This window comes from Martinezella paranaensis, assembly GCF_014200235.1.
Lineage (GTDB): Bacteria > Pseudomonadota > Alphaproteobacteria > Rhizobiales > Rhizobiaceae > Rhizobium > Rhizobium paranaense.
The window spans coordinates 1-18,150 of the sequence record NZ_JACHBI010000008.1 but is presented as its reverse complement, the minus strand read 5'-3'; the positions used below and the strand labels follow the sequence as shown (position 1 = coordinate 18,150).

Genomic DNA, 18,150 nt, shown 5'->3' with positions numbered 1-18,150 from the left:
TCCCTTAAACTAAGCGCATGCCGGCCGCGTCGAAATAGAGCGGCTTGTTCGGCTGGATCTTAATGGTTTCGCCACCCTTGAGCCTAGTATGGGCATCGGTAACGGTTATCAGATTGTGTTTCTGGAACGAAAGATGCAGGCGGGTCTGATCGCCGAGATGCTCGACGCGGGTAACAGTCGCCTCCTGTCCATCGCCTTGATCGATATGTTCCGGGCGTAAGCCTATCGATTTGGCCCTCGCCGGCGCGCCGGGGAAAAGCTCGGCAGGAACGACGTTGATGCGGGGCTGCCCGAGGCGCGTCGCGGCGTAGACGCTGACCGGCTGTTCGTAGATTTCGCGCGGAGAACCGAACTGGACGAGCCTGCCCTCGTGCAGAACGCCGACATGGGTTGCCATGGTCATCGCCTCGACTTGATCGTGGGTGACATAAAGCAGCGTCGCACCGGATTTAGCCTGAATGCTTTTGAGTTCGACACGCAGATCGGCGCGCAGTTTCGCATCAAGTGAGCTCAACGGCTCATCCATCAGATAGATCTGCGGGTTTCTGACCAGCGCGCGTCCGATCGACACGCGCTGCATCTCGCCGCCGGAAAGCGCCGTCGCCTTGTTGTCGAGCTTGTGGGAGATCTGGAGGATTTCCGCGATCGCATGCACTTTCTCGTCGATCGTCCGTTGCGGCGTCTTCAGCAGCGGCGACTTCAGGGGGAACTCCAGATTCTGGCGGACCGATAGATGCGGATAGAGCGAGTATTGCTGGAACACCATCGCAACGTTGCGCTGCGCCGGTGTCAGCCCACGCATGGACCGTCCGCCGATCATGACCTCGCCGACGTCGGGATTATCGAGACCCGACACCATCCGCAACGTCGTCGTCTTGCCCGCACCCGTCGGTCCGAGGAGGACGACGAACGAGCCGTCAGGGACGATCATCGAGATCTCATCGAGCGCCCGATGGCCGGCGAAGGATTTGGTGATGTTTTTCAAGATAACCTCAGCCACGGCGCAACACTCCTTCGTTGGCCTCGGAAACAAGCGCGTTTCCGGTCGCAGAGTCAAAGATCGTCAGGTTTCTGGAATCGAAGTCCAGGCCAATCAGGTCGTCGACACGTGCGGATTGGTTGGATGGTGTACGGGCCTTGATCTCGCCATGTGGCGTATCGATCGTGACGATTTGGGTCGTACCGAGATATTCAACGGCGACAACCCGCCCTCTGTAAGCAGAACCGTCATTAAACCTGGTATGCTCCGGCCTGACGCCGAGCGCCAGTTTGCCAAGACGTTCGTCACGAGATTCCGGCACCTTGACCCTGTGTCCCGAGAGGGTCACGAAGTTGCTGCCTGCTGTAATCGAGCCCTCGAATTCCAGGAAATTCATTGGCGGCGAGCCGATGAATTTTGCGACGAATTTCGTCGCCGGCCAGTCGTAGATCTGTTGGGGCTTACCGAACTGTTCGACGACACCGTGGTTCATCACCACGATCTTGTCGCCCATCTGCATGGCTTCCAACTGGTCATGGGTCACATAAACAGTGGTGGCGCCCATGCGGTCGTGCAAAGCCCGCAGTTCTTCCGCCATATGCTCGCGGAACTCGGCATCGAGAGCGCCCAAAGGCTCGTCCATGAAGAAGGCTTTCGGATTGCGCACGATGGCACGACCAAGCGCGACGCGCTGCCGGTCGCCACCGGAGAGGCCGCCGACGGGCTTGTCGAGGATGTTTTCGATCCTCAGGATCTTGGCCACTTCCGCGACCCGCGTGGCGACTTCCGCCTTTCTCATGCCTTGGCTGACCAGGGGATAGGAGATGTTCTTGCGGACGTTCATGTGCGGATAAAGAGCAAACATCTGGAAGACGAAGGCGATGTCGCGCTCGCTCGCCCGCTTCATGCCCACCTCTTCGCCACCGATGTAGATTTCACCGCTGGTTGGAAGCTCGAGGCCGGCCATCATCCGAAGCGTCGTCGTCTTCCCGCATCCCGACGGTCCGAGAAGCATAAAGAATTCGCCATCCTCGACGGTGAAGGTGGAGGATTTGACCGCGTTGAACGCCCCAAAATCCTTGCGCACATTCTGAATTCTGATCTGTGCCATGGGTTCACTCCGGGAAATGGCTGACGATGATGAACATGACCGTTCCGACCAGCGTCACGAGGAAAGAGTAGGAGTAGAGCGACAGCGACAGGGGCTGCATCAGCATGACGACGCCAAGCGCAATCAGGACTGACGCCAGCATTTCCCATGCATCGCGGCGCAAGCGGATTAGGCGATTGAGAAAGGTCGTCATTTGCGTACCGCTCCAAAGGTAATGCCACGCAAGAGATGTTTACGAAGCAGGATGGTGAAGACCATGACCGGAACCAGGAAGATGGTTGCACCGGCGGCGACGGCTGGCCAATCCTGGCCGCTGACGCCGATGATGGTCGGGATGAACGGCGGCGCCGTCTGGGCATTGCCGGATGTGAGCAGCACCGCAAAGGCATATTCGTTCCAGGCGAAGATCAGGCAGAAGATCGCGGTTGAGGCGATGCCGGTGACGGCCTGCGGCAGCACGACTTTGTAAAAGGCCTGGAAGCGCGTGTAGCCGTCGATCAACGCAGCCTCCTCATATTCGATCGGGATTTCATCGATGAAACCCTTGAGCAACCAAACGGAGAGGGACAGGTTGACGGCCGTGTAGAGCAGGATCATGCCGGCATGCGTGTCGCTGAGGCCGAGCGATCGGAACATCAGGAAGATCGGGATCGCGACGGCAATCGGCGGCATCATGCGGGTCGAAAGAATGAAGAACAGCAAGTCGTCCTTCAGCGGCACCTTGAAGCGCGAGAAGGCATAAGCGGCGGCCGTACCGAGCACGATGCACAGAACCGTCGAGCCGAAGCCGATGATGACGGAATTATAGAACCGCTCGGCAAAGCGGGAGGCGCCGGTAATGATCACCCCATCCTTGCGAACCAATTTGTCATACCAGGTCGTTGGCTCGCCGAGCGCCTTGAGCTGATCCTCAGGCACACGGGTACGGGTGGTGAAGAGGTTGACGTATCCTTCCACCGTCGGCTGGAAGACCAGTTTCGGCGGGTAGGCAATTGCGTCGGCCGGCGATTTGAAACCGGTCGCGATGATCCACAACAGCGGAAGAAGCGTGATGACGGAATAGAGGACGACCAGAATACCGGCAAACCACTTCTGACGCCCTGATGGCTCGGTTACGGAATAGCTGCTCATCGTTGTTTCACCTTGTTCAGAGCTTTGACATAGATCGACGCGAGGCCGAAAACGGTGACGAAAAGAATGACGGCATAGGCGGACGCGTAGCCGGTGCGCCATTGCTCGAAAGCGGCGCGCTTCAGGTTGATGGACGTCAGCTCGGTGATCGATCCCGGACCGCCACCGGTCAATTGCACCACCAGATCGAACATCTTGAAATTCTCGATCCCGCGGAAGAGGACGGCCAGCATCAGGAATGGCAGCACCATCGGGATGGTAATGGTCCAGAATTGCCGCCATTTGCTGGCGCGGTCACATTCGGCCGCCTCGTAGATGCTGTTCGGAATGGAGCGCAGTCCCGCAAGGCAAATCAGCATCACGAAGGGCGTCCACATCCAGGTGTCCACAATGACGATCGCCCAGGGCGCAAGCTGGGTGCTCGCAATCATCGAGAAGCTGGAGGGGTCTTGTCCTGTCAAGAAGCCGACCACGTAGTTAAAGAGACCGATTTGCGGCTGGTACAGGAACGTCCAGAAATTGCCGACGACTGCGGGGCTCAGCATCATCGGGAGCACGATGATCGTCGTCCAAAGGTCGTTGCCGCGGAACTTCTTGTTGATCAGGTAGGCGAGCGAAAAGCCGATCAGCACCTGCAGGACGATGGTCCAGATCAGGAAATGCGCGGTCGCCTGCATGCTCTGCCAGATATCGCTGTCTGTCAGGATGTTGATGTAGTTCCGCAAGCCGACGAACTCTATCGGCGCGTTAGGCCGGTTCACCCGGAAGTTCGTGAAACTGAGCCGAATCGTCCAAATCAATGGAAAGATGTTTATGGCAAGCAGCAACACAATCGACGGCGCTACGAAGAGCCAGGCTATGGCGCGATCAGATAGGCCCCTGACGCGGGTCGCGATTGCAGGCGGAGTCGCACTGGCGATCCGATCGATCGGTGAGTGGAGCATGTCCGTCTCCTTGGCATAAAGATGATGATAGGCAGGGCCGGTTCGGTCCGCGTGGCCGGCCCTGCGCGACGCTCACTGCTGGGAGGAAGCGGTGTTAGCGTCAGTATTTTCCGTCGTCCTGGAAGACGCCCTTCCAATCCTTCACCAGGCCGTTGAGAGCGTCTTTCGCGCTACCCTGGTTGGCGATCACATAGTCGTGGAAGCGTTTCTGCGACGCCTGCAGAAGGGATGCGTAGGACGGCTCGGCCCAGAAATCCTTCACGATCGCCATCGAATCCAGGAACGGCTTGGCGTAGGGCTGGCTGGAAGCGAAACTCGGGTCGTCGACGACCGCGTTCAAGGCTGAATAGCCGCCGAGCTTCCACCATTTCTGCTGGATCTCGGGTTGGCCGAACCACTTGATGTATTCGAGCGCTTCCGTCTTTTTGTCGGAGGCGGAAACTACGGAAATACCCTGGCCGCCGAGCTGGGCGAACTGAACGCCATTCGGGCCGGCCGGATTGGGGAAGTAGCCTGACTTGTTACCACCGACGTTGGCGTCGGCGCTGATGCCCGGCCAGGTGAAGGTGAAGTTCATCTGCAAGGCGACCTGGCCGGACTTATAGGCATCGACGTCTTCGGTCATGTAGGCGTCGGAATGGCCGGGCGGTGTGCAACAGTCGTAGAGTTTCTTGTATTCCTCGAGGCCGGCGACCGCTCCGGGCGAGTTGACGAAGCCTTCAAGATCGTAGGGCTTCTTCGGATTCTGATATTCGAAGCCGTAGCTGTAAAGCGCATTCATGGCGCCCATGGTGATGCCTTCGGAGCCGCGTTCGGTATAGATGGCCGCACCGTAGACCTTCTTGCCGTCGATCTCACGGCCCTGGAAGAACTGGGCGATATCCATCAGCTCGTCCCAAGTCTTCGGAACGGCGAGATCACGGTTATACTTCTTCTTGAATTCGGCCTGCAATTCCGGCCGCGAGAACCAGTCCTTTCGGTAGGTCCAGCCGACGACGTCACCAAAGGCCGGCATTGCCCAATAGTTCGGCGTGTTCTTCGGCCACTCGGCATAGCCGACCACGGTCGCCGGGATGAAGTCGTCCATCTTGATTCCTTCCTTGTTGAAGAAATCGTTGAGCTTGACGTATTGCCCATTCTCGGCGGCCCCACCGATCCACTGGCTGTCGCCGATCAGCAGGTCGCAAAGCTTGCCGCCGGAATTCAGCTCGTTGAGCATGCGGTCGGCGTAGTTCGGCCACGGCACGAACTCGTAGTGCATCTTGTTGCCGGTCTTCTTTTCGAAATCCTTGCTCAGCTCCACGAGCGCATTGGCGGGATCCCAGGCTGCCCAGCAGAGGGTAAGGTCTGCGGCCTGTGCATGCGAAGCCGTACCTGCAGACACAGCGATATACATCCCGGCAGCGAGTGCCGAGTTCATCAATAGAGATTTCATAACTGGGATCCTCCCGTTGAACCTCTCGACCTCCATCGAGAGGGTAAATGAAAGCGTTGCGGCAAGGGCGTTGCGAAACGCATTCCCGAGCCGGTTTCTCGACTTCCTTTTCAGTTCTGGCCGCCGAGGCCGTCACAACAAATTAATAACTGAGGTGCGGACCTCAATGCAAGCAAATTTTGAGGTCCGCACATCAATTCTTGCATTTTTCAATTTTTTGGGAGAGATGTGGCTGACTGAAAATCGATTGGAGCCTACATGCGGCCAACAGCAAAAGACCTCGCGGAAGCGGCCGGCGTCAGTCTCGCGACCGTGGATCGCGTCCTGAACGACCGCCCGAATGTGAGCAAGAAAACGGTCCGCAGCGTTCACGAAGCCATTGAACGCATTGGCTTTATTCGCAATCCCGCCGCCGTCAGCCTGGCACGCAATAAAAGCTATCGCTTCAGGTTCGTCTTGCCCAAGTCAGGCGATCTTTATCTTCGCGAGCTTTTACGCCGAGTGGAGGATTTGGGGGCGGCCCTCAAGGCGGACCTGACGGATATCGACTATGTTCAAATCCCGACCGAAGACGCCCATGGCATTGCCAAGTACCTCGCTGGGATAGGCGAAGACGAGCTCGATGGCGTCGCCCTCATGGCGCCGGAGTCGCCCCAAGTGCGCGATGCTTTGGCGCGTCTCCTCGAAAGAGACATCAAGGTCGTGCAATTTCTATCGGGTCAGGAAAAGCTTCCAGCGGCCGATTTCGTGGGCGTGGACAACTTCGCGGCTGGGGCAACCGCCGGGAAGTTGATAGGCACGTTTGTCTGCCGGGCGCCGGGCAAGGTGATGGTTGTTGCAGACACGATGCAATCGCTCGACAGCATTCAGCGCCGGCACGGTTTCGACACCATAATCAATGAGCAATTTCCGAACCTTAGGTCTCTTCCATCCATCGAGACCCATGCTGACGAAAAACGCGCAAACCAGATCATTGCTCGTGTCCTCGAAAACAACAGGGATATCATTGCCGTCTATGTACTGAGCTCAGAAGCGCGCGTGCCCCTTGCGGCAGCCGCCGCGAACATTGATCTCGTCAATCTCTCGGTGGTCGTCCACGAGCGTACGCCCTTCAGCGAGGAAGCGCTACGCGACGGCCGCATTGATGCCGTCATCGCCCAGGACCCCGGTCACGCGGTGCGCAGCGCCATCCGCATCATGCGGGCCCGCGCGGACGCACGCGAGCCGCTGGCCGAACAAGAACGCATCAGGATCGAGGTCCTTCTCAAAGAAAATCTTTAGGCGGCATCCTCGCCGCCCCTTCGAAAGTTCCGCTCGTTTTGATGTTCGCACCTCAATTGGAGCGTCTACCTCGTCCGGGAAGGCCTAGCGGCTGCCCCATCAAAGCCTGGGATCAAACATCCAGGTAAGTGTTTTTGCATAGTTTCCGACTGGCTGCCATCGTCTGCTATCCGAACTTAATTCTCTCTTTGCATGCCTCTACGGTCGCCCGAAGGTTCGTTTCGTGGCATTTCTCATAAAACTCGATGGTCGGTGCGGTCATCCCACTAGGGATTGCCACAAGATCTTGAAGCCGGAGACCCGGCAATTTGCTGAGCGCCTGGTCCGCCAACTGCTCTTCGTTCAGCCTGCCGACACGATCCGCCAATGTTTCGAAATAGGCCACATTCTTGTCCACCGTGGCGGGAGACGATGTCATGCCGTGAGCCGGGATAACGAACTTCGCTTTGAGATCGCGGATGCGCTTCAGTGATGAGCAGAGCAATCGAAGATCATCCGGATTATCACTCCAGACTTCCGGAATCGGATGCTCGACCGCGTCAACGGCTAGGCAGACCCGGATTTCAGGGATCCACACGGCAATATGGTCTGGTGTGTGTCCTGGGGTGTGAATGAGTTCCAGGGTGAGATCACCACCATGAAGCACCATCGAGCCAGAAAAGGTAATGTCGGGCCCAATGAGTTCAACGGTTCGAAACCGCGCGTCCTGGTTCGCCTTTTCGCTCAAGGTCTGCGGCGACGATGGATCGCGTAGGCGTTCGAGCGCTGCCGCATGGGCAATGATCGGGGCTTTTCCGGCGATGGCCGCGTTGCCCCAGAAATGATCCCAATCCATATGTGAATTGACGACGATCAGCGGGCGATCATTCGCTTTTTCCCCAAGCAGATCCAGCGCCATCTGACATTGGTCGGGCGTCCCGAGAGTATCGATCAGGACGTTATATCTTGCCGTGCGCACAAGCACGCCATCGACTTCGTCTCCCGCCCTGACAATTATGATTCGATCGTCAAGGCCAGGGTAAGAGCACAATTCTACAGCGACACTCACGCGATGCTCCTCCTTAAAAATCCCGATCAGATTCACTCATGTAGGCGGCATTGCGGATCACTAAAGCGCGGACCTGCCACCAGGCGGCAATTGCTATTCTTCGGGCCGGCCGGGTCAGTGTTCATAGGGCTGGCAACTGCGTCAGCCCACCGCTCATCACGCATTCCTAAATCTCTCGATGGCAAACCGCTTCGATATTGTAGCCGTCCGGGTCAAGTATGAACGCGGCATAATAATTTGCATGATAATGGGCGCGAATCCCAGGTCCTCCGTTGTCAGTGCCACCAGCCGCCAATGCGGCCTGATGAAATGCCTCAACATCGTGACGGGTTTGAGCACTGAACGCGATGTGCGATCGCGGCTCGTAAGGCGTGCCCTGCGAAATCCAGAAGTCTCCACCCGGATCGCCGCCGCCATCCGGGCGCGGAGCACCAAATCCCGCCGCATTCGGAAAGTCCTTCAATATTGTGTAGCCGAGCGGCGCTAGCGCCGCGCGATAGAAGTTCTTGGCGTAATCCAGATCCCGAACGTTAATACCGGTGTGATCAATCATCTTGGCTCCTCATGTTCGATGCCTCAAGCGCCGTAGATCTCCCGCACGATATCTTGCGGATAAGCTCCCAGGCAGCCTTCGACCGCCGTGTTGGACATGATGGCAGCCGAAATGCCTTTCATGGGATCGATGAACCAACTATGCCCATAAACTCCACCCCAGGTTACCGATCCTTTCGACATCGGAGTCTCGGCCAGGACCGAGTCCTGAATCACCGCACCTAAAAAGGAGAACCCCTGTCCTGGTTCGCCTGGGCGCGGGATATTGCCGATCTGGTTGAGAAGTGCCGCTTTCGCCGTATCGGCCTCCAAGATGGGTGCCCCGCCCCGGCGGACGGCTTCGAGAAAGGTGATCAGATCCGGCGCCGTGCCCACCATGCCAGCGCCGCCGGATTGAAAAGCCTTGGGGTTGAACAGCCGGGTCGGCGCAAAAGTCATCAGATTGCCGTCACTGTCCGGAATCAGATGGCGATCCTCCATCCTGACGGCAGCCGGATGGGCATCGGCATAGGGCGTGGCAAGCCGCTCCCGGTCACCGACCGAGAAACCGGTATCGCTCATCCCTAGCGGTCCGGTCACATGGTGACGCACGGCCTCATTCAGGCTACACGCCTCGATCCGCGATAGAATTGCACCAAGAACGTCGATGGCGATCGAATAAGACCAGAGCGTACCCGGTACGGCCAGGAGCGGAAAGGTCGATAGTCGGCTAAAATTCTCCTCGAAATCGAGGTCGGTGTCGGCAAGGCCGGCATCGAACATCCGCTCCGGTGGCGTGGTTTTGCGATCCGCGCCATAGCTGAGGCCTGCCGTATGAGTCAGCAGGTGCCGGATGGTGATATCGGCGATCTCCCCATCCGGCCGCCTGGGCTGGAAATAGGGAAGATAATCTCGCGCGAGGTCGCCAAGCGCCAGCCTGCCCTTGTCGACAAGAGCGAGAGTCGTCGCTGCCACGAGCGGTTTCGTCACGGAAGCGAGACGGAAAATCGTCTCTGTCTCAACGGGTTTTCCCATTTCGCGATCGGCATAGCCGGCAGCGCGGCAATAAACGGTCTCCCCGTCTTTGGTGACGATCACGACAGTGCCGACGATCTTGCCGGCCCTGATCGCCCTCTCCATGACCGCGTCGATCCGCGCCTTCATCGCAACTATCCTCCAGAATTTCCGAACAGCGGATACAGAACTACATGTTCCGCTTATGTTCTGCAAGGTATGCGATATCGTTCGCGCAGCGCAACATCAATGCAAGTAGTGCGACTTCATTCCGGTTGTACCGGCATTCAGGTTTTCGTCACGCCTTCATCACTCGTGAAGCCGACGATACCCTTGATTTCGGTAAATTCATGCAGGCCGAACTTCCCATATTCCCTGCCGTTGCCGGATTGCTTGTATCCTCCAAATGGCGCGGCACCATCCCATGCCGATTGATTGAGGCGAACCGTGCCGGCACGGAGGCTGCAAGCAACCGACCGTGCCTCCAGCGGATCGCCCTGTATATAGGCGGCAAGACCATAGGGCGTGTCATTGGCGATCGCCACCGCCTCGTCCTCGGTTTGATAGCCGATAATCGACAGTACAGGACCGAAGATCTCCTCGCGCGCGATCGTCATCGAATTCGTCACACGGGCGAATATGGTCGGGCTGATGTAGTAGCCTGCGTTGAGATGCGAGGGGCGCCCGAGGCCGCCGGCAACAAGTTCAGCCCCTTCCGCGATACCGGCCGCGATCAACGCCTGTATCTTTTCGAACTGGGCCACGCTGGCCACCGGCCCCAGGTTCGTGCGAGCATCAGAAGGAGGACCGACAACGAGCATGGCCGCTTCTCTCGCGGCGATTGCGCTTGCTTCATCCATTCGCTCCGCCGGCACGAGCATTCGCGTCGGCGCATTGCAGGATTGCCCGGAATTGCCAAAACACCGGCGTGCGCCCGCGCTAACGGCAGCGGCGAAATCGGCACTCCGCAATATGATGTTTGGCGACTTGCCGCCGAGTTCCTGATGCACCCGCTTGACTGTCGGTGCCGCTGCCTGTGCGACGGCGATGCCGGCCCGCGTCGAGCCCGTGAAGGATACCATGTCGACGTCCGGGTGGCTGGCGAGTATTGTTCCAACGGTTGGACCGTCACCCTGGACCAGATTGAAGACCCCCGCCGGTACACCGGCCTCATCCATGATCTCGGCAAAGATGACCGCGTTGAACGGCGCGATCTCCGAGGGTTTGAGCACCATCGTGCAGCCGGTCGCAAGTGCCGGAGCCACCTTGCAGGCGATCTGGTTTATCGGCCAATTCCACGGCGTGATCATTGCTACCACGCCAACAGGTTCATGCACGATGCGAGTCGAGCCTTGCATGTATTCGAAGGCGAAGGTTTCGCAAGCCTTGATCGTTTGCTCGAAATGGATGGCGCCGAGGGCGGCTTGTTCGGCCCGAGCCATGAGAAGCGGCGCTCCCATTTCGCGGGAGACGACATCGCCGATCTCGTCATTGCGACGCTTGAGGATCGCCAGAATGCGTTTTAACAACGCCAAGCGTTCCTCCTTCGTCGTCTGAGAAAAAGAAGCGAAGGCGCTACGCGCCGCGGCGATCGCCTTATGGGCGTCAGCCGCACTGCCAATCGCAATCGTTCCTATCGGCTGCTCGGTGGACGGGTCTATGACCTCGCGCGTGCTTAATAGCGTCGGGTCGACCCAGTCTCCGCCGATATAGAACTTGTGCGCTTGTTTCACTGCTTTATCCGTCGGTTTCCGTGCTGCTCACCAATTCGGTGATGCTGTCGGCGAAATTCCCACAATCCTGATAGCCGGGAAGGTTCTCCCATGTGGGTGCGCTGAAGCTTGTCCTTGGACTATCGATTTGCCGCGAGATAGTTCATAGGGAGCACCCTCTGGTTGAGTTCATTTGCTTCCCGATGATAGTCGGCTCAATCCAGCGCAATCTGCCTATCCGGGATCGTAGGACAGAACTTAATTGCGAACGCCAGCAGTGTTTGAAGCTTCGAATCCGTTCGAAGTGAGCGTCCGTATCGCTAGCGTCAACCTCCAATCGCGCACTCGGTTGTCGGGGTGACGTTGACTGCTCTTGAATGGACGCGAACTACAGCTCACAGAATGAACGAGAAAACCAATCTGTGAAACGAACCAACGTCGGAGCCGGACGGCCGTCCGGCTCCTCGGAGTTTAAGCTGCCAAGACGCCGCTTTTCTTTGCCGTCCATGTGGCGATGTAGTCCATCAGCCCCGGGGAGAGGCAGTCGTAGGGTGCAAGGTCGAGCTCGGCGAGGCGCTCGCGGATTGCGTCCATCTTCGAGGGGTCATACCCTGCCTCGATGATTGAGGATACGAAGGCGGCAAACCCGGGTTCCGCCCATCCTTCTTCTTCGAAACGCTCAGGGTGGATGAAGGACAGGCCCTTGAACGGATGATCCCGCTCCACCGGTCCATACATATGAACGCCGCACTCCTTGCAGGCATGTCGCTGGATCAGGGCATTTTCATCGACGACCGCGAGCTTATCGCCGTTCTCGACAACCTCGACGGCTTCCGTCGGTGCCACCGCAACGATGGAGAAATTTGCGCCCATCGGCTTCCAGCACTTTGTGCAGCCGCAGGCATGATTGTGGGCGATATTGCCCTTGATCTTCACCTTAACCGGGTTCGTGGTGCATTCGCAAACGAGAGTACCACCGGTGAACGCGGCGCCGCCTTTCCTCAATCCCCCATCGACATGGGGGTGTATGCCGACATTTGCCATAGTTTCTTCCTCCTATTTGGCCGGACACCTCGCCCGACCTTCAGAACGGCGGGTGACCGATTAGCGATTGAGTCGCTCCGCATGCCACCTCAAATGGTCTTCCATGAAAGTCGAAATGAAATAGTAGGAATGGCCGTAGCCTTCCTGCATGCGCAGGCTCAGGCGAATGCCTGCCTGGTCGCATACCCTCTGGAGTTCCGATGGACGCAGACCGTCCTCCAGGAACGTGTCGGCAGTGCCCTGGTCGACGAGAAGTTCCGGAAACCGGAAGCCATCTTCGATGAGCGCACAACTGTCGTATTGTCTCCAGGTCTCTTCATCGGTGCCGAGATACCGCTCGAACGCCGGACGGGACCAACCCGCCGCCATGGGGCGCGCGATTGGTGCAAACGCGGAGCAGCTCCGAAAGCGGTCGGGGTGCTTCAGCGCGAGTGTGATCGCGCCGTGCCCGCCCATCGAATGTCCAAAGACGCCTTGCCGAGACATATCCGCCGGGAATTCCGACGCAACAAGACGTGGAAGCTCCTCGGAGATATAGGAGTACATGCGGTAGTTTGCGTCGAATGGGGGGCAGGTCGCGTCAAGGTAAAACCCCGCGCCGCTGCCAAACTGCCAATTGTCCCGATCATCGGGCACACCCTCACCTCTTGGACTGGTGTCAGGGCAGACGACGATCAATCCGAGAGCGGCTGCCGCTCGCCTGTACTCGCCTTTTTCCATGACGTTGGCGTGCGTGCAGGTCAGCCCCGATAGGTACCAAACAACCGGGCACGGACGCTCATCCGCCTGCGGAGGCAAATATACGGCGAAGGTCATGTCGCAGCCGCAGGTGCTCGAACGGTGCGCGTAGACACCTTGCGTCCCTCCATAGGACCGCTCAAGCGAAATGGTCTTCATGTCGTAATCCTTTATCGACCGCCACCGCGCCGCAGTCGCCGCGGATGAGATTCAGCGTTTCAGTGAGTTCATGAAGCTGCCGATATGGGGAAACAGTTCCTTGAAAGGCGTATCCGAGCGGTGCCTCAAGAGAACTTCCGTGAACAGTTTCAGACCAACGGTGAACTCGGCCGTCTCGTCGCAGGGCAGCATCTGTTTCTCGCGCACCATCGACAGGACCTTGAAAAGGTCGTCATGATTGGTTGCTTCGAAGACGAGGGCCTTGTCGGCGGCCGAGGGAATATCCCCCTCAAGCCGCTCGACGGTGATCCGGTAGGTATAGGCCAAGTGGAACTCCGCTACAGTTCGACAGCGTAGTAGGTGAAGCCGCCTTCGTCTTTTCCGACGCCGGAAATGGCGTCATTGATCTTCTCCAGCGGCCATACCATCGGCGACATGATCGAGATGTCGATGATCCCAGCTTCGACCATCGCCGCGATCTCCATGCCTTCCGCGGCCGTGAACCATACCGAGCCGATCAATTCCATCTGCTCGTCCATCCACCATTTGACGTCGACGGGCAAAGCCCCCGACGTGCCGCCGATGTTGACGATGCGGCCGCCTCGTCTGACGCCGCCCATGGCGTCCAGCATGGAGTCGAGCGGCGCCTTGGCGCCGAGCGTATCGAGCATCAAGTCCGCACCGCTTCCGTTCGTCTGCTCCTTGACGAAGGCTCCTGAGGATCCCTTCACGTTCGAGAAAGTGACGATGCGATCCGGCGCAATCGCCTTCAACCGTTCAAGAAGCGCCTCGCCCCTGGCCACGGCATAAATCTTTGCGACACCCATCGCCAACGCGAACAGCGTCGCACCCAGGCCCAGCGTTCCGGTGGCGCCGTTGATGATCAAAGTCTTGCCCATCAACGAACCGCATTTCTTGAGGGCGGCGTAGGACGTACCGAGATAGCCCATGCGGGAACCTTGGACGAACGTCATGTTGTCGGGGATTTTGATGACCTGCGCCTGTGGGGCGACCATGAATTCGCCGAAACCGCCATAAGGATAGCGGGCGAACATTTCCATGCTTTTCTGGTTGTATCCAAAGTATCCGCCGAGCGTCCAATATTCGCAGGCCTGCGGTTTGCCCGAAGAACAATGATGGCATGCGCCGCAGAAACGCCCGGGGTTCACATAGACCCGGTCGCCCGGTTTGATACTGACAACTTGGGGACCGACCTCGTGAACCACGCCACTCGGATCGAGACCATGAATCGCAGGCCGAGGCGGCAGCGGCATCTGCGGATACCAAGTCTCCCAGTTAGCCAGAACATTCGCGAGGTTCGGAACCATTCCGCAGGCTTTTACACGGACGATCACGTCGCTCCCGGTTGCCTTCGGACGCTCAACCTCGTCAATGCTCATCGGCTGACCCACGGCGTGGAGCCGCGCGGCACGCATCATTTCCATCGGTATTCCTCCCAAACTCAAAGATTGCCTCGTATTGACATACCATTTGGATTGTGAATACCGTTTAGTATCTTAAAAGGCAAGCGAGGAATGCAACTATCCTCGCGGACCCGGCAAAGGCCCGGCGTCAAGGAGGAGAAATGGATTTCGTTTTGGTTGACTGGCTCCGCATTCTCTGCGGCGTCTGGTTCATTCCCCACCTCGTTGGCAAGGGCCTGCACCGTGAGAAGGCCGGCGAAACATTCGAAGCGGCGGGCTTCAAACCCGGGACGCTGTTCGTGGTGCTTACCATGGTTGCCGAGACGTGCGCGGCTGTCGGAATGATTTTTTCCGTGTACCCCAGGGTTGCAGCCGTGTGCGGTGCTTTGGTATTGCTTGGGGCCGGATACGCGGTCGTGAAGATCAACGGTCTGAATTGGCGCTGGCAGAAGATGGGCCCGGAATATCCAATCTTTTGGGCGCTCATTTGTCTGCTAACAGCTCTTGTATGACCGCTGCATTTTGGGGTACGCCTCGGTGTCTGGATACGCGAGAACAGGAATTGCGAATGGCACGGCTGACACGTGAGCAAAGTCAGGCTCGAACGAAAGAGAAGCTTCTAGCGTCCGCTTATGAAGTCATGGCACGATACGGCTACGCCGGGGCTTCGATTGAGCGGATCGCCGAGGAGGCCGGCTATTCGAAGGGGGCGTTCTACTCGAACTTTGCCAATAAGGAAGACATCTTCCTCCAACTCCTTGCCGGCAATGCCGGCGGCGACGTGGTTCAACTGACGGAACTTCTCGGGAACTGCGATGATCCCATGGAGCTCATTGACGTTCTCGCGACATGGGCGAACAACCGCGGAGATGACCGACGGTGGGGAATGCTGGCGATCGAGCTGCTGCGCATGGCACAGCATGATCACACACTGGGAGATCGTCACATCAAGCTTTTCCGGGATCAGTGGGAGGGCGTCGGCAAGATCCTCATCGACAAGTTGGATCTCGTCATGCAGTCCCCTGCAAACCCGTTCTATATCGGCGGTATCGTTCTCGAGCTCACCTATGGCGGTATTTCGAGCTTCCTCAAGGAGGGAGCCCCTGGAGACATGGTCCGGGTCGTTTTACGAGACATGTATCGGTCGTCGCGAGCAACCAAGTCTGGCGTCCCGGTAAAGGCCTGACGGGGACCATCATGCCATACGGCATGACAGACGCACGGCTGTACCGTTAGTCGCCGCGCGCTCTTAACGTCTCAACAATCTATCGATCAGGACAGCCGGCACGCAGCGGGGCGAGAGCCCGTTTTTGCGTCCATAGCGCGCTTGACATCCAAAAATTCAGAGACTAGCTTTCATCCAGAAACCAGATAGTATGTGAAAACTATTTGGTATCCAAACTGGAAGTGGCGACCGCTGTTGAGGAGCATGCGGTTATTGGGGGGGACTATGAGCAAAAGTAGGATGACAGCGATCTGTCGGAGCAAGCAACCCGGACGCTAAAGCGCCGGCTGCTTTGGTGCCGCATGTCACGCGCTAGCGGACCGGGCACCGCAGAATACCTGTCGCAATTCGGAAAACGTCGCATGCTTGGATTTGGCAACTCTCCGCAGGAGGCGCTGGCCGCGTCTCTGCTCGTCATGGTGCTCGTCGGCATTTTCGCGTCGGGCCTGATGCGCTGGCGCCGCCTGGTGCGCCTTACTGACCTCCTAATGCCTGCCGCATTGCTGGCAGCCTATTGGCTTGTCTACAACAAAGTGCCGGCTTTTCCGCCTGTCGGGGCGGTCAACAAGCTGTTCTACGTGATTGTTATCGGGACGGCAGTGGGGTTTGCGGTCGAGATCGCCGCCCAACGCGCGGTTCGAGTTGTGTCCCTTTTTCAGCCGGTGGCGGCTGCATTCTATATTGGCCTGCCCCGCTTGGGAGTGGCGACGTGGGAAGTGGTGACTGCTGCGACGGCCGGCGTGGCCATAATGTGGCTCATCTTGCGCGGGACGTCGGTTCGCGCGGAGGATGACGTAAAGCGGGGCGGCGTCGTTGCCGTGCTTGCGCTCGGCTTCGCGCCGATAGCCCTTCTCGGCGCATCGTCCTCCTCGTTTCAGCTCTGTCTGATGTTCGCAGCCGGTTGCCTGGGAATTCTCCTGGTACACATCGTCAACCCCGTTTTCCGCTTTGGCGGCGCCTCATCGATCGGCGCGTTGGGTGGACTGATTTCCGTCGCTTTCACCGTGGTGTTGATCACGCGCAAAGCCGATCCCGTCGCCATTGCGATCCTCGGCCTCTGCGTCGTGCTGCCAGTGTTCTCGGAGGGTATCTGCCGGATGCTCGGCGTATCCCGGCAGTTTCCGCGCCTTTTCGTCCATGTCGCCCTGGCTGTGCTTCCGGCCGCGTTGGCGCTCGCTGTCGCGTTCCTGGACTATGGATCGAGTTTTCCAGCTTAACCTGAGGAGGAGAATGAAAATGAAATATAGACTTGCAGCTTTGTTGCTTTCGATGACGTCGCTCGCCGGGGCAGTGTCGCCCGCTTGGGCCACCAAGTTCGACATCGACCCCGTGCATTCGGGAATCGCGTTTTACATCGATCACCTGGGCTTCTCGAAAGTGATTGGGGTCGCGCAGGAATTCTCAGGCGCTTTCGACTTCGACGCCACGAAGCCCGAGGGAAGCAGCCTTGATGTCAAGGTCAAGGTCGGTTCGATCTCGACGAACAACAAGCAACGCGACGGCGACATCCAGGGTGCTGATTGGTTCAATGCGACGGAATTTCCGGAAATCACCTTCGTCGGCAAGGAGTTCAAGAAGACCTCCGACACCACGGGCCAAATTACTGGCGACCTAACGATTGCGGGCGTCACGAAATCCACTGCGCTGGATGTCAAGTTCAATAAGGAAGGTCAGAACCCGTGGGACAAGAGCCACGTTGTCGGCTTCAGCGCGACAACTAAGGTCAAGCGGAGCGATTTCGGCATGAAGGCAGCACTTGGGATGATCGGTGACGATGTCGATCTCGTGATCCAGGTGGAAGGCCGCGAGCACCAAGGCTGATTAAACGCAATCCCGACCGCAGGGTCATTTCGTGAGAAAGGTACCGTCGCTGTCGCAGACGGTACCTTTTCTGTATAGGCGCATCAGAAAACGCTTTGCCCAGAACAAATAGCCGCTTCACCGGTCGCTTCGCAGCTTCCATAGTCGCCCGGCGCGGGGGTGGCGGCCGGGTGAAATTTCCAACTATTTCGGATACTTTTTAGTATGCAAATTCTAATCAGTATGTTAACGAAGATCCATGCGGCTGGAGGACGGAGATAAAACCGTAAGCGCGCATCGGGAGGATCTGTCAATGCTTTCGCCTGCAATCTCGCTCGTTTGCGGTACACCCGCGCGGCCAAGCTCGCCCATTTGCGGACCGCGAACCTTCAGCCGACGCATTCCTTATTCTTCCGCGACCTGACACTCGCAATCAAGGCCGCACCGCGGCAATTCTGGCAACCATCGAAAGGAAATCTAATGGACGTACGCGCCGCCGTAGCCGTTGCCGCCGGTAAACCGCTGGAAGTCATGACCGTTCAGCTCGAAGGCCCAAGGGCCGGCGAAGTGCTGG

General features: G+C 58.1%; 19 protein-coding genes. 5 read left to right on the top strand and 14 right to left on the bottom strand.

The window, feature by feature from the left end; genetic code table 11:
- Positions 1-4: 4 nt before the first annotated feature.
- From GGD50_RS19510 to GGD50_RS19485, 6 genes are all read right to left on the bottom strand, one after another.
- Positions 5-1,000, bottom strand: a complete 996-nt coding sequence (locus GGD50_RS19510; protein ID WP_183938681.1) for an ATP-binding cassette domain-containing protein — start codon at positions 998-1,000, stop codon at positions 5-7.
- A complete protein-coding gene (locus tag GGD50_RS19505) occupies positions 993-2,090 on the bottom strand; it encodes an ABC transporter ATP-binding protein (protein WP_183938680.1) in 1,098 nt (365 codons plus the stop codon). Before GGD50_RS19505 ends, GGD50_RS19510 begins: the two co-directional genes overlap by 8 nt.
- 4 nt (positions 2,091-2,094) lie before the next feature.
- Positions 2,095-2,283, bottom strand: a complete 189-nt coding sequence (locus GGD50_RS19500; RefSeq protein ID WP_183938679.1) for a hypothetical protein — start codon at positions 2,281-2,283, stop codon at positions 2,095-2,097.
- Positions 2,280-3,221, bottom strand: coding sequence for a carbohydrate ABC transporter permease (locus tag GGD50_RS19495; protein WP_183938678.1), 942 nt, complete (start codon positions 3,219-3,221; stop codon positions 2,280-2,282). Before GGD50_RS19495 ends, GGD50_RS19500 begins: the two co-directional genes overlap by 4 nt.
- Positions 3,218-4,165, bottom strand: a complete 948-nt coding sequence (locus tag GGD50_RS19490) for a carbohydrate ABC transporter permease (RefSeq protein ID WP_183938677.1) — start codon at positions 4,163-4,165, stop codon at positions 3,218-3,220. The genes GGD50_RS19495 and GGD50_RS19490 overlap by 4 nt, the downstream gene beginning before the upstream one ends.
- Before the next feature lie 100 nt (positions 4,166-4,265).
- Positions 4,266-5,600 (bottom strand): ABC transporter substrate-binding protein, encoded by a 1,335-nt coding sequence (locus GGD50_RS19485; protein WP_183938676.1) that lies wholly within the window; start codon positions 5,598-5,600, stop codon positions 4,266-4,268.
- Between the two features lie 258 nt (positions 5,601-5,858).
- Between GGD50_RS19485 and GGD50_RS19480 the strand changes: the two genes are divergently transcribed.
- Positions 5,859-6,881 (top strand): LacI family DNA-binding transcriptional regulator, encoded by a 1,023-nt coding sequence (locus GGD50_RS19480; protein WP_183938675.1) that lies wholly within the window; start codon positions 5,859-5,861, stop codon positions 6,879-6,881.
- A 166-nt stretch (positions 6,882-7,047) separates the two neighbouring features.
- On the opposite strand, the gene GGD50_RS19475 is transcribed toward GGD50_RS19480, so the two are convergent.
- The 8 genes from GGD50_RS19475 to GGD50_RS19440 all read right to left on the bottom strand — a co-directional run bounded on the left by GGD50_RS19475 (position 7,048) and on the right by GGD50_RS19440 (position 14,572).
- Positions 7,048-7,929, bottom strand: coding sequence for an MBL fold metallo-hydrolase (locus GGD50_RS19475; protein ID WP_183938674.1), 882 nt, complete (start codon positions 7,927-7,929; stop codon positions 7,048-7,050).
- 166 nt (positions 7,930-8,095) lie between these two features.
- Positions 8,096-8,482 carry a VOC family protein gene (locus GGD50_RS19470; RefSeq protein ID WP_183938673.1) on the bottom strand — a complete coding sequence of 129 codons (387 nt, stop codon included), beginning with the start codon at positions 8,480-8,482 and terminating at the stop codon, positions 8,096-8,098.
- A gap of 23 nt (positions 8,483-8,505) precedes the next feature.
- Complete coding sequence (locus GGD50_RS19465; protein WP_183938672.1) at positions 8,506-9,624, bottom strand: serine hydrolase domain-containing protein; 1,119 nt, start codon at positions 9,622-9,624, stop codon at positions 8,506-8,508.
- Positions 9,625-9,761: 137 nt separating this feature from the next.
- Positions 9,762-11,207, bottom strand: coding sequence for an aldehyde dehydrogenase family protein (locus tag GGD50_RS19460; protein WP_183938671.1), 1,446 nt, complete (start codon positions 11,205-11,207; stop codon positions 9,762-9,764).
- 450 nt (positions 11,208-11,657) lie between these two features.
- Positions 11,658-12,230, bottom strand: coding sequence for an S-(hydroxymethyl)glutathione synthase (gene gfa / locus GGD50_RS19455; protein WP_183938670.1), 573 nt, complete (start codon positions 12,228-12,230; stop codon positions 11,658-11,660).
- A gap of 60 nt (positions 12,231-12,290) precedes the next feature.
- Positions 12,291-13,127, bottom strand: coding sequence for an S-formylglutathione hydrolase (gene fghA / locus GGD50_RS19450; protein WP_183938669.1), 837 nt, complete (start codon positions 13,125-13,127; stop codon positions 12,291-12,293).
- Positions 13,128-13,178: 51 nt separating this feature from the next.
- Positions 13,179-13,454, bottom strand: a complete 276-nt coding sequence (locus GGD50_RS19445; protein WP_183938668.1) for a DUF3861 domain-containing protein — start codon at positions 13,452-13,454, stop codon at positions 13,179-13,181.
- An 11-nt stretch (positions 13,455-13,465) separates the two neighbouring features.
- Complete coding sequence (locus GGD50_RS19440; RefSeq protein ID WP_183938667.1) at positions 13,466-14,572, bottom strand: alcohol dehydrogenase catalytic domain-containing protein; 1,107 nt, start codon at positions 14,570-14,572, stop codon at positions 13,466-13,468.
- Between the two features lie 140 nt (positions 14,573-14,712).
- Here GGD50_RS19440 and GGD50_RS19435 point away from each other — a divergent pair, with 140 nt between their 5' ends.
- The 4 genes from GGD50_RS19435 to GGD50_RS19420 all read left to right on the top strand — a co-directional run bounded on the left by GGD50_RS19435 (position 14,713) and on the right by GGD50_RS19420 (position 17,597).
- On the top strand, positions 14,713-15,063 hold the full coding sequence (locus tag GGD50_RS19435; protein ID WP_183938666.1) for a DoxX family protein: 351 nt from the start codon (positions 14,713-14,715) through the stop codon (positions 15,061-15,063).
- A gap of 56 nt (positions 15,064-15,119) precedes the next feature.
- Positions 15,120-15,737, top strand: a complete 618-nt coding sequence (locus GGD50_RS19430; RefSeq protein ID WP_183938665.1) for a TetR/AcrR family transcriptional regulator — start codon at positions 15,120-15,122, stop codon at positions 15,735-15,737.
- A 401-nt stretch (positions 15,738-16,138) separates the two neighbouring features.
- Positions 16,139-16,993: a hypothetical protein gene (locus tag GGD50_RS19425; RefSeq protein WP_183938664.1), complete on the top strand. Its 855-nt coding sequence runs from the start codon at positions 16,139-16,141 to the stop codon at positions 16,991-16,993.
- Between the two features lie 19 nt (positions 16,994-17,012).
- Positions 17,013-17,597, top strand: coding sequence for a YceI family protein (locus tag GGD50_RS19420; RefSeq protein WP_183938663.1), 585 nt, complete (start codon positions 17,013-17,015; stop codon positions 17,595-17,597).
- Positions 17,598-18,150 lie beyond the last annotated feature (553 nt).

What these genes read in the sequence shown, in the direction of transcription:
- GGD50_RS19485 (WP_183938676.1), bottom strand. Translation starts at nt 5,600, where the DNA reads ATGAAATCTCTATTGATGAACTCGGCACTCGCTGCCGGGATGTATATC.
- GGD50_RS19505 (WP_183938680.1), bottom strand. Translation starts at nt 2,090, where the DNA reads ATGGCACAGATCAGAATTCAGAATGTGCGCAAGGATTTTGGGGCGTTC.
- fghA (WP_183938669.1), bottom strand. Translation starts at nt 13,127, where the DNA reads ATGAAGACCATTTCGCTTGAGCGGTCCTATGGAGGGACGCAAGGTGTC.
- GGD50_RS19430 (WP_183938665.1), top strand. Translation starts at nt 15,120, where the DNA reads ATGGCACGGCTGACACGTGAGCAAAGTCAGGCTCGAACGAAAGAGAAG.
- GGD50_RS19500 (WP_183938679.1), bottom strand. Translation starts at nt 2,283, where the DNA reads ATGACGACCTTTCTCAATCGCCTAATCCGCTTGCGCCGCGATGCATGG.
- GGD50_RS19480 (WP_183938675.1), top strand. Translation starts at nt 5,859, where the DNA reads ATGCGGCCAACAGCAAAAGACCTCGCGGAAGCGGCCGGCGTCAGTCTC.
- gfa (WP_183938670.1), bottom strand. Translation starts at nt 12,230, where the DNA reads ATGGCAAATGTCGGCATACACCCCCATGTCGATGGGGGATTGAGGAAA.
- GGD50_RS19495 (WP_183938678.1), bottom strand. Translation starts at nt 3,221, where the DNA reads ATGAGCAGCTATTCCGTAACCGAGCCATCAGGGCGTCAGAAGTGGTTT.
- GGD50_RS19465 (WP_183938672.1), bottom strand. Translation starts at nt 9,624, where the DNA reads ATGAAGGCGCGGATCGACGCGGTCATGGAGAGGGCGATCAGGGCCGGC.
- GGD50_RS19425 (WP_183938664.1), top strand. Translation starts at nt 16,139, where the DNA reads ATGCTTGGATTTGGCAACTCTCCGCAGGAGGCGCTGGCCGCGTCTCTG.
- GGD50_RS19490 (WP_183938677.1), bottom strand. Translation starts at nt 4,165, where the DNA reads ATGCTCCACTCACCGATCGATCGGATCGCCAGTGCGACTCCGCCTGCA.
- GGD50_RS19470 (WP_183938673.1), bottom strand. Translation starts at nt 8,482, where the DNA reads ATGATTGATCACACCGGTATTAACGTTCGGGATCTGGATTACGCCAAG.
- GGD50_RS19420 (WP_183938663.1), top strand. Translation starts at nt 17,013, where the DNA reads ATGAAATATAGACTTGCAGCTTTGTTGCTTTCGATGACGTCGCTCGCC.
- GGD50_RS19440 (WP_183938667.1), bottom strand. Translation starts at nt 14,572, where the DNA reads ATGGAAATGATGCGTGCCGCGCGGCTCCACGCCGTGGGTCAGCCGATG.
- GGD50_RS19435 (WP_183938666.1), top strand. Translation starts at nt 14,713, where the DNA reads ATGGATTTCGTTTTGGTTGACTGGCTCCGCATTCTCTGCGGCGTCTGG.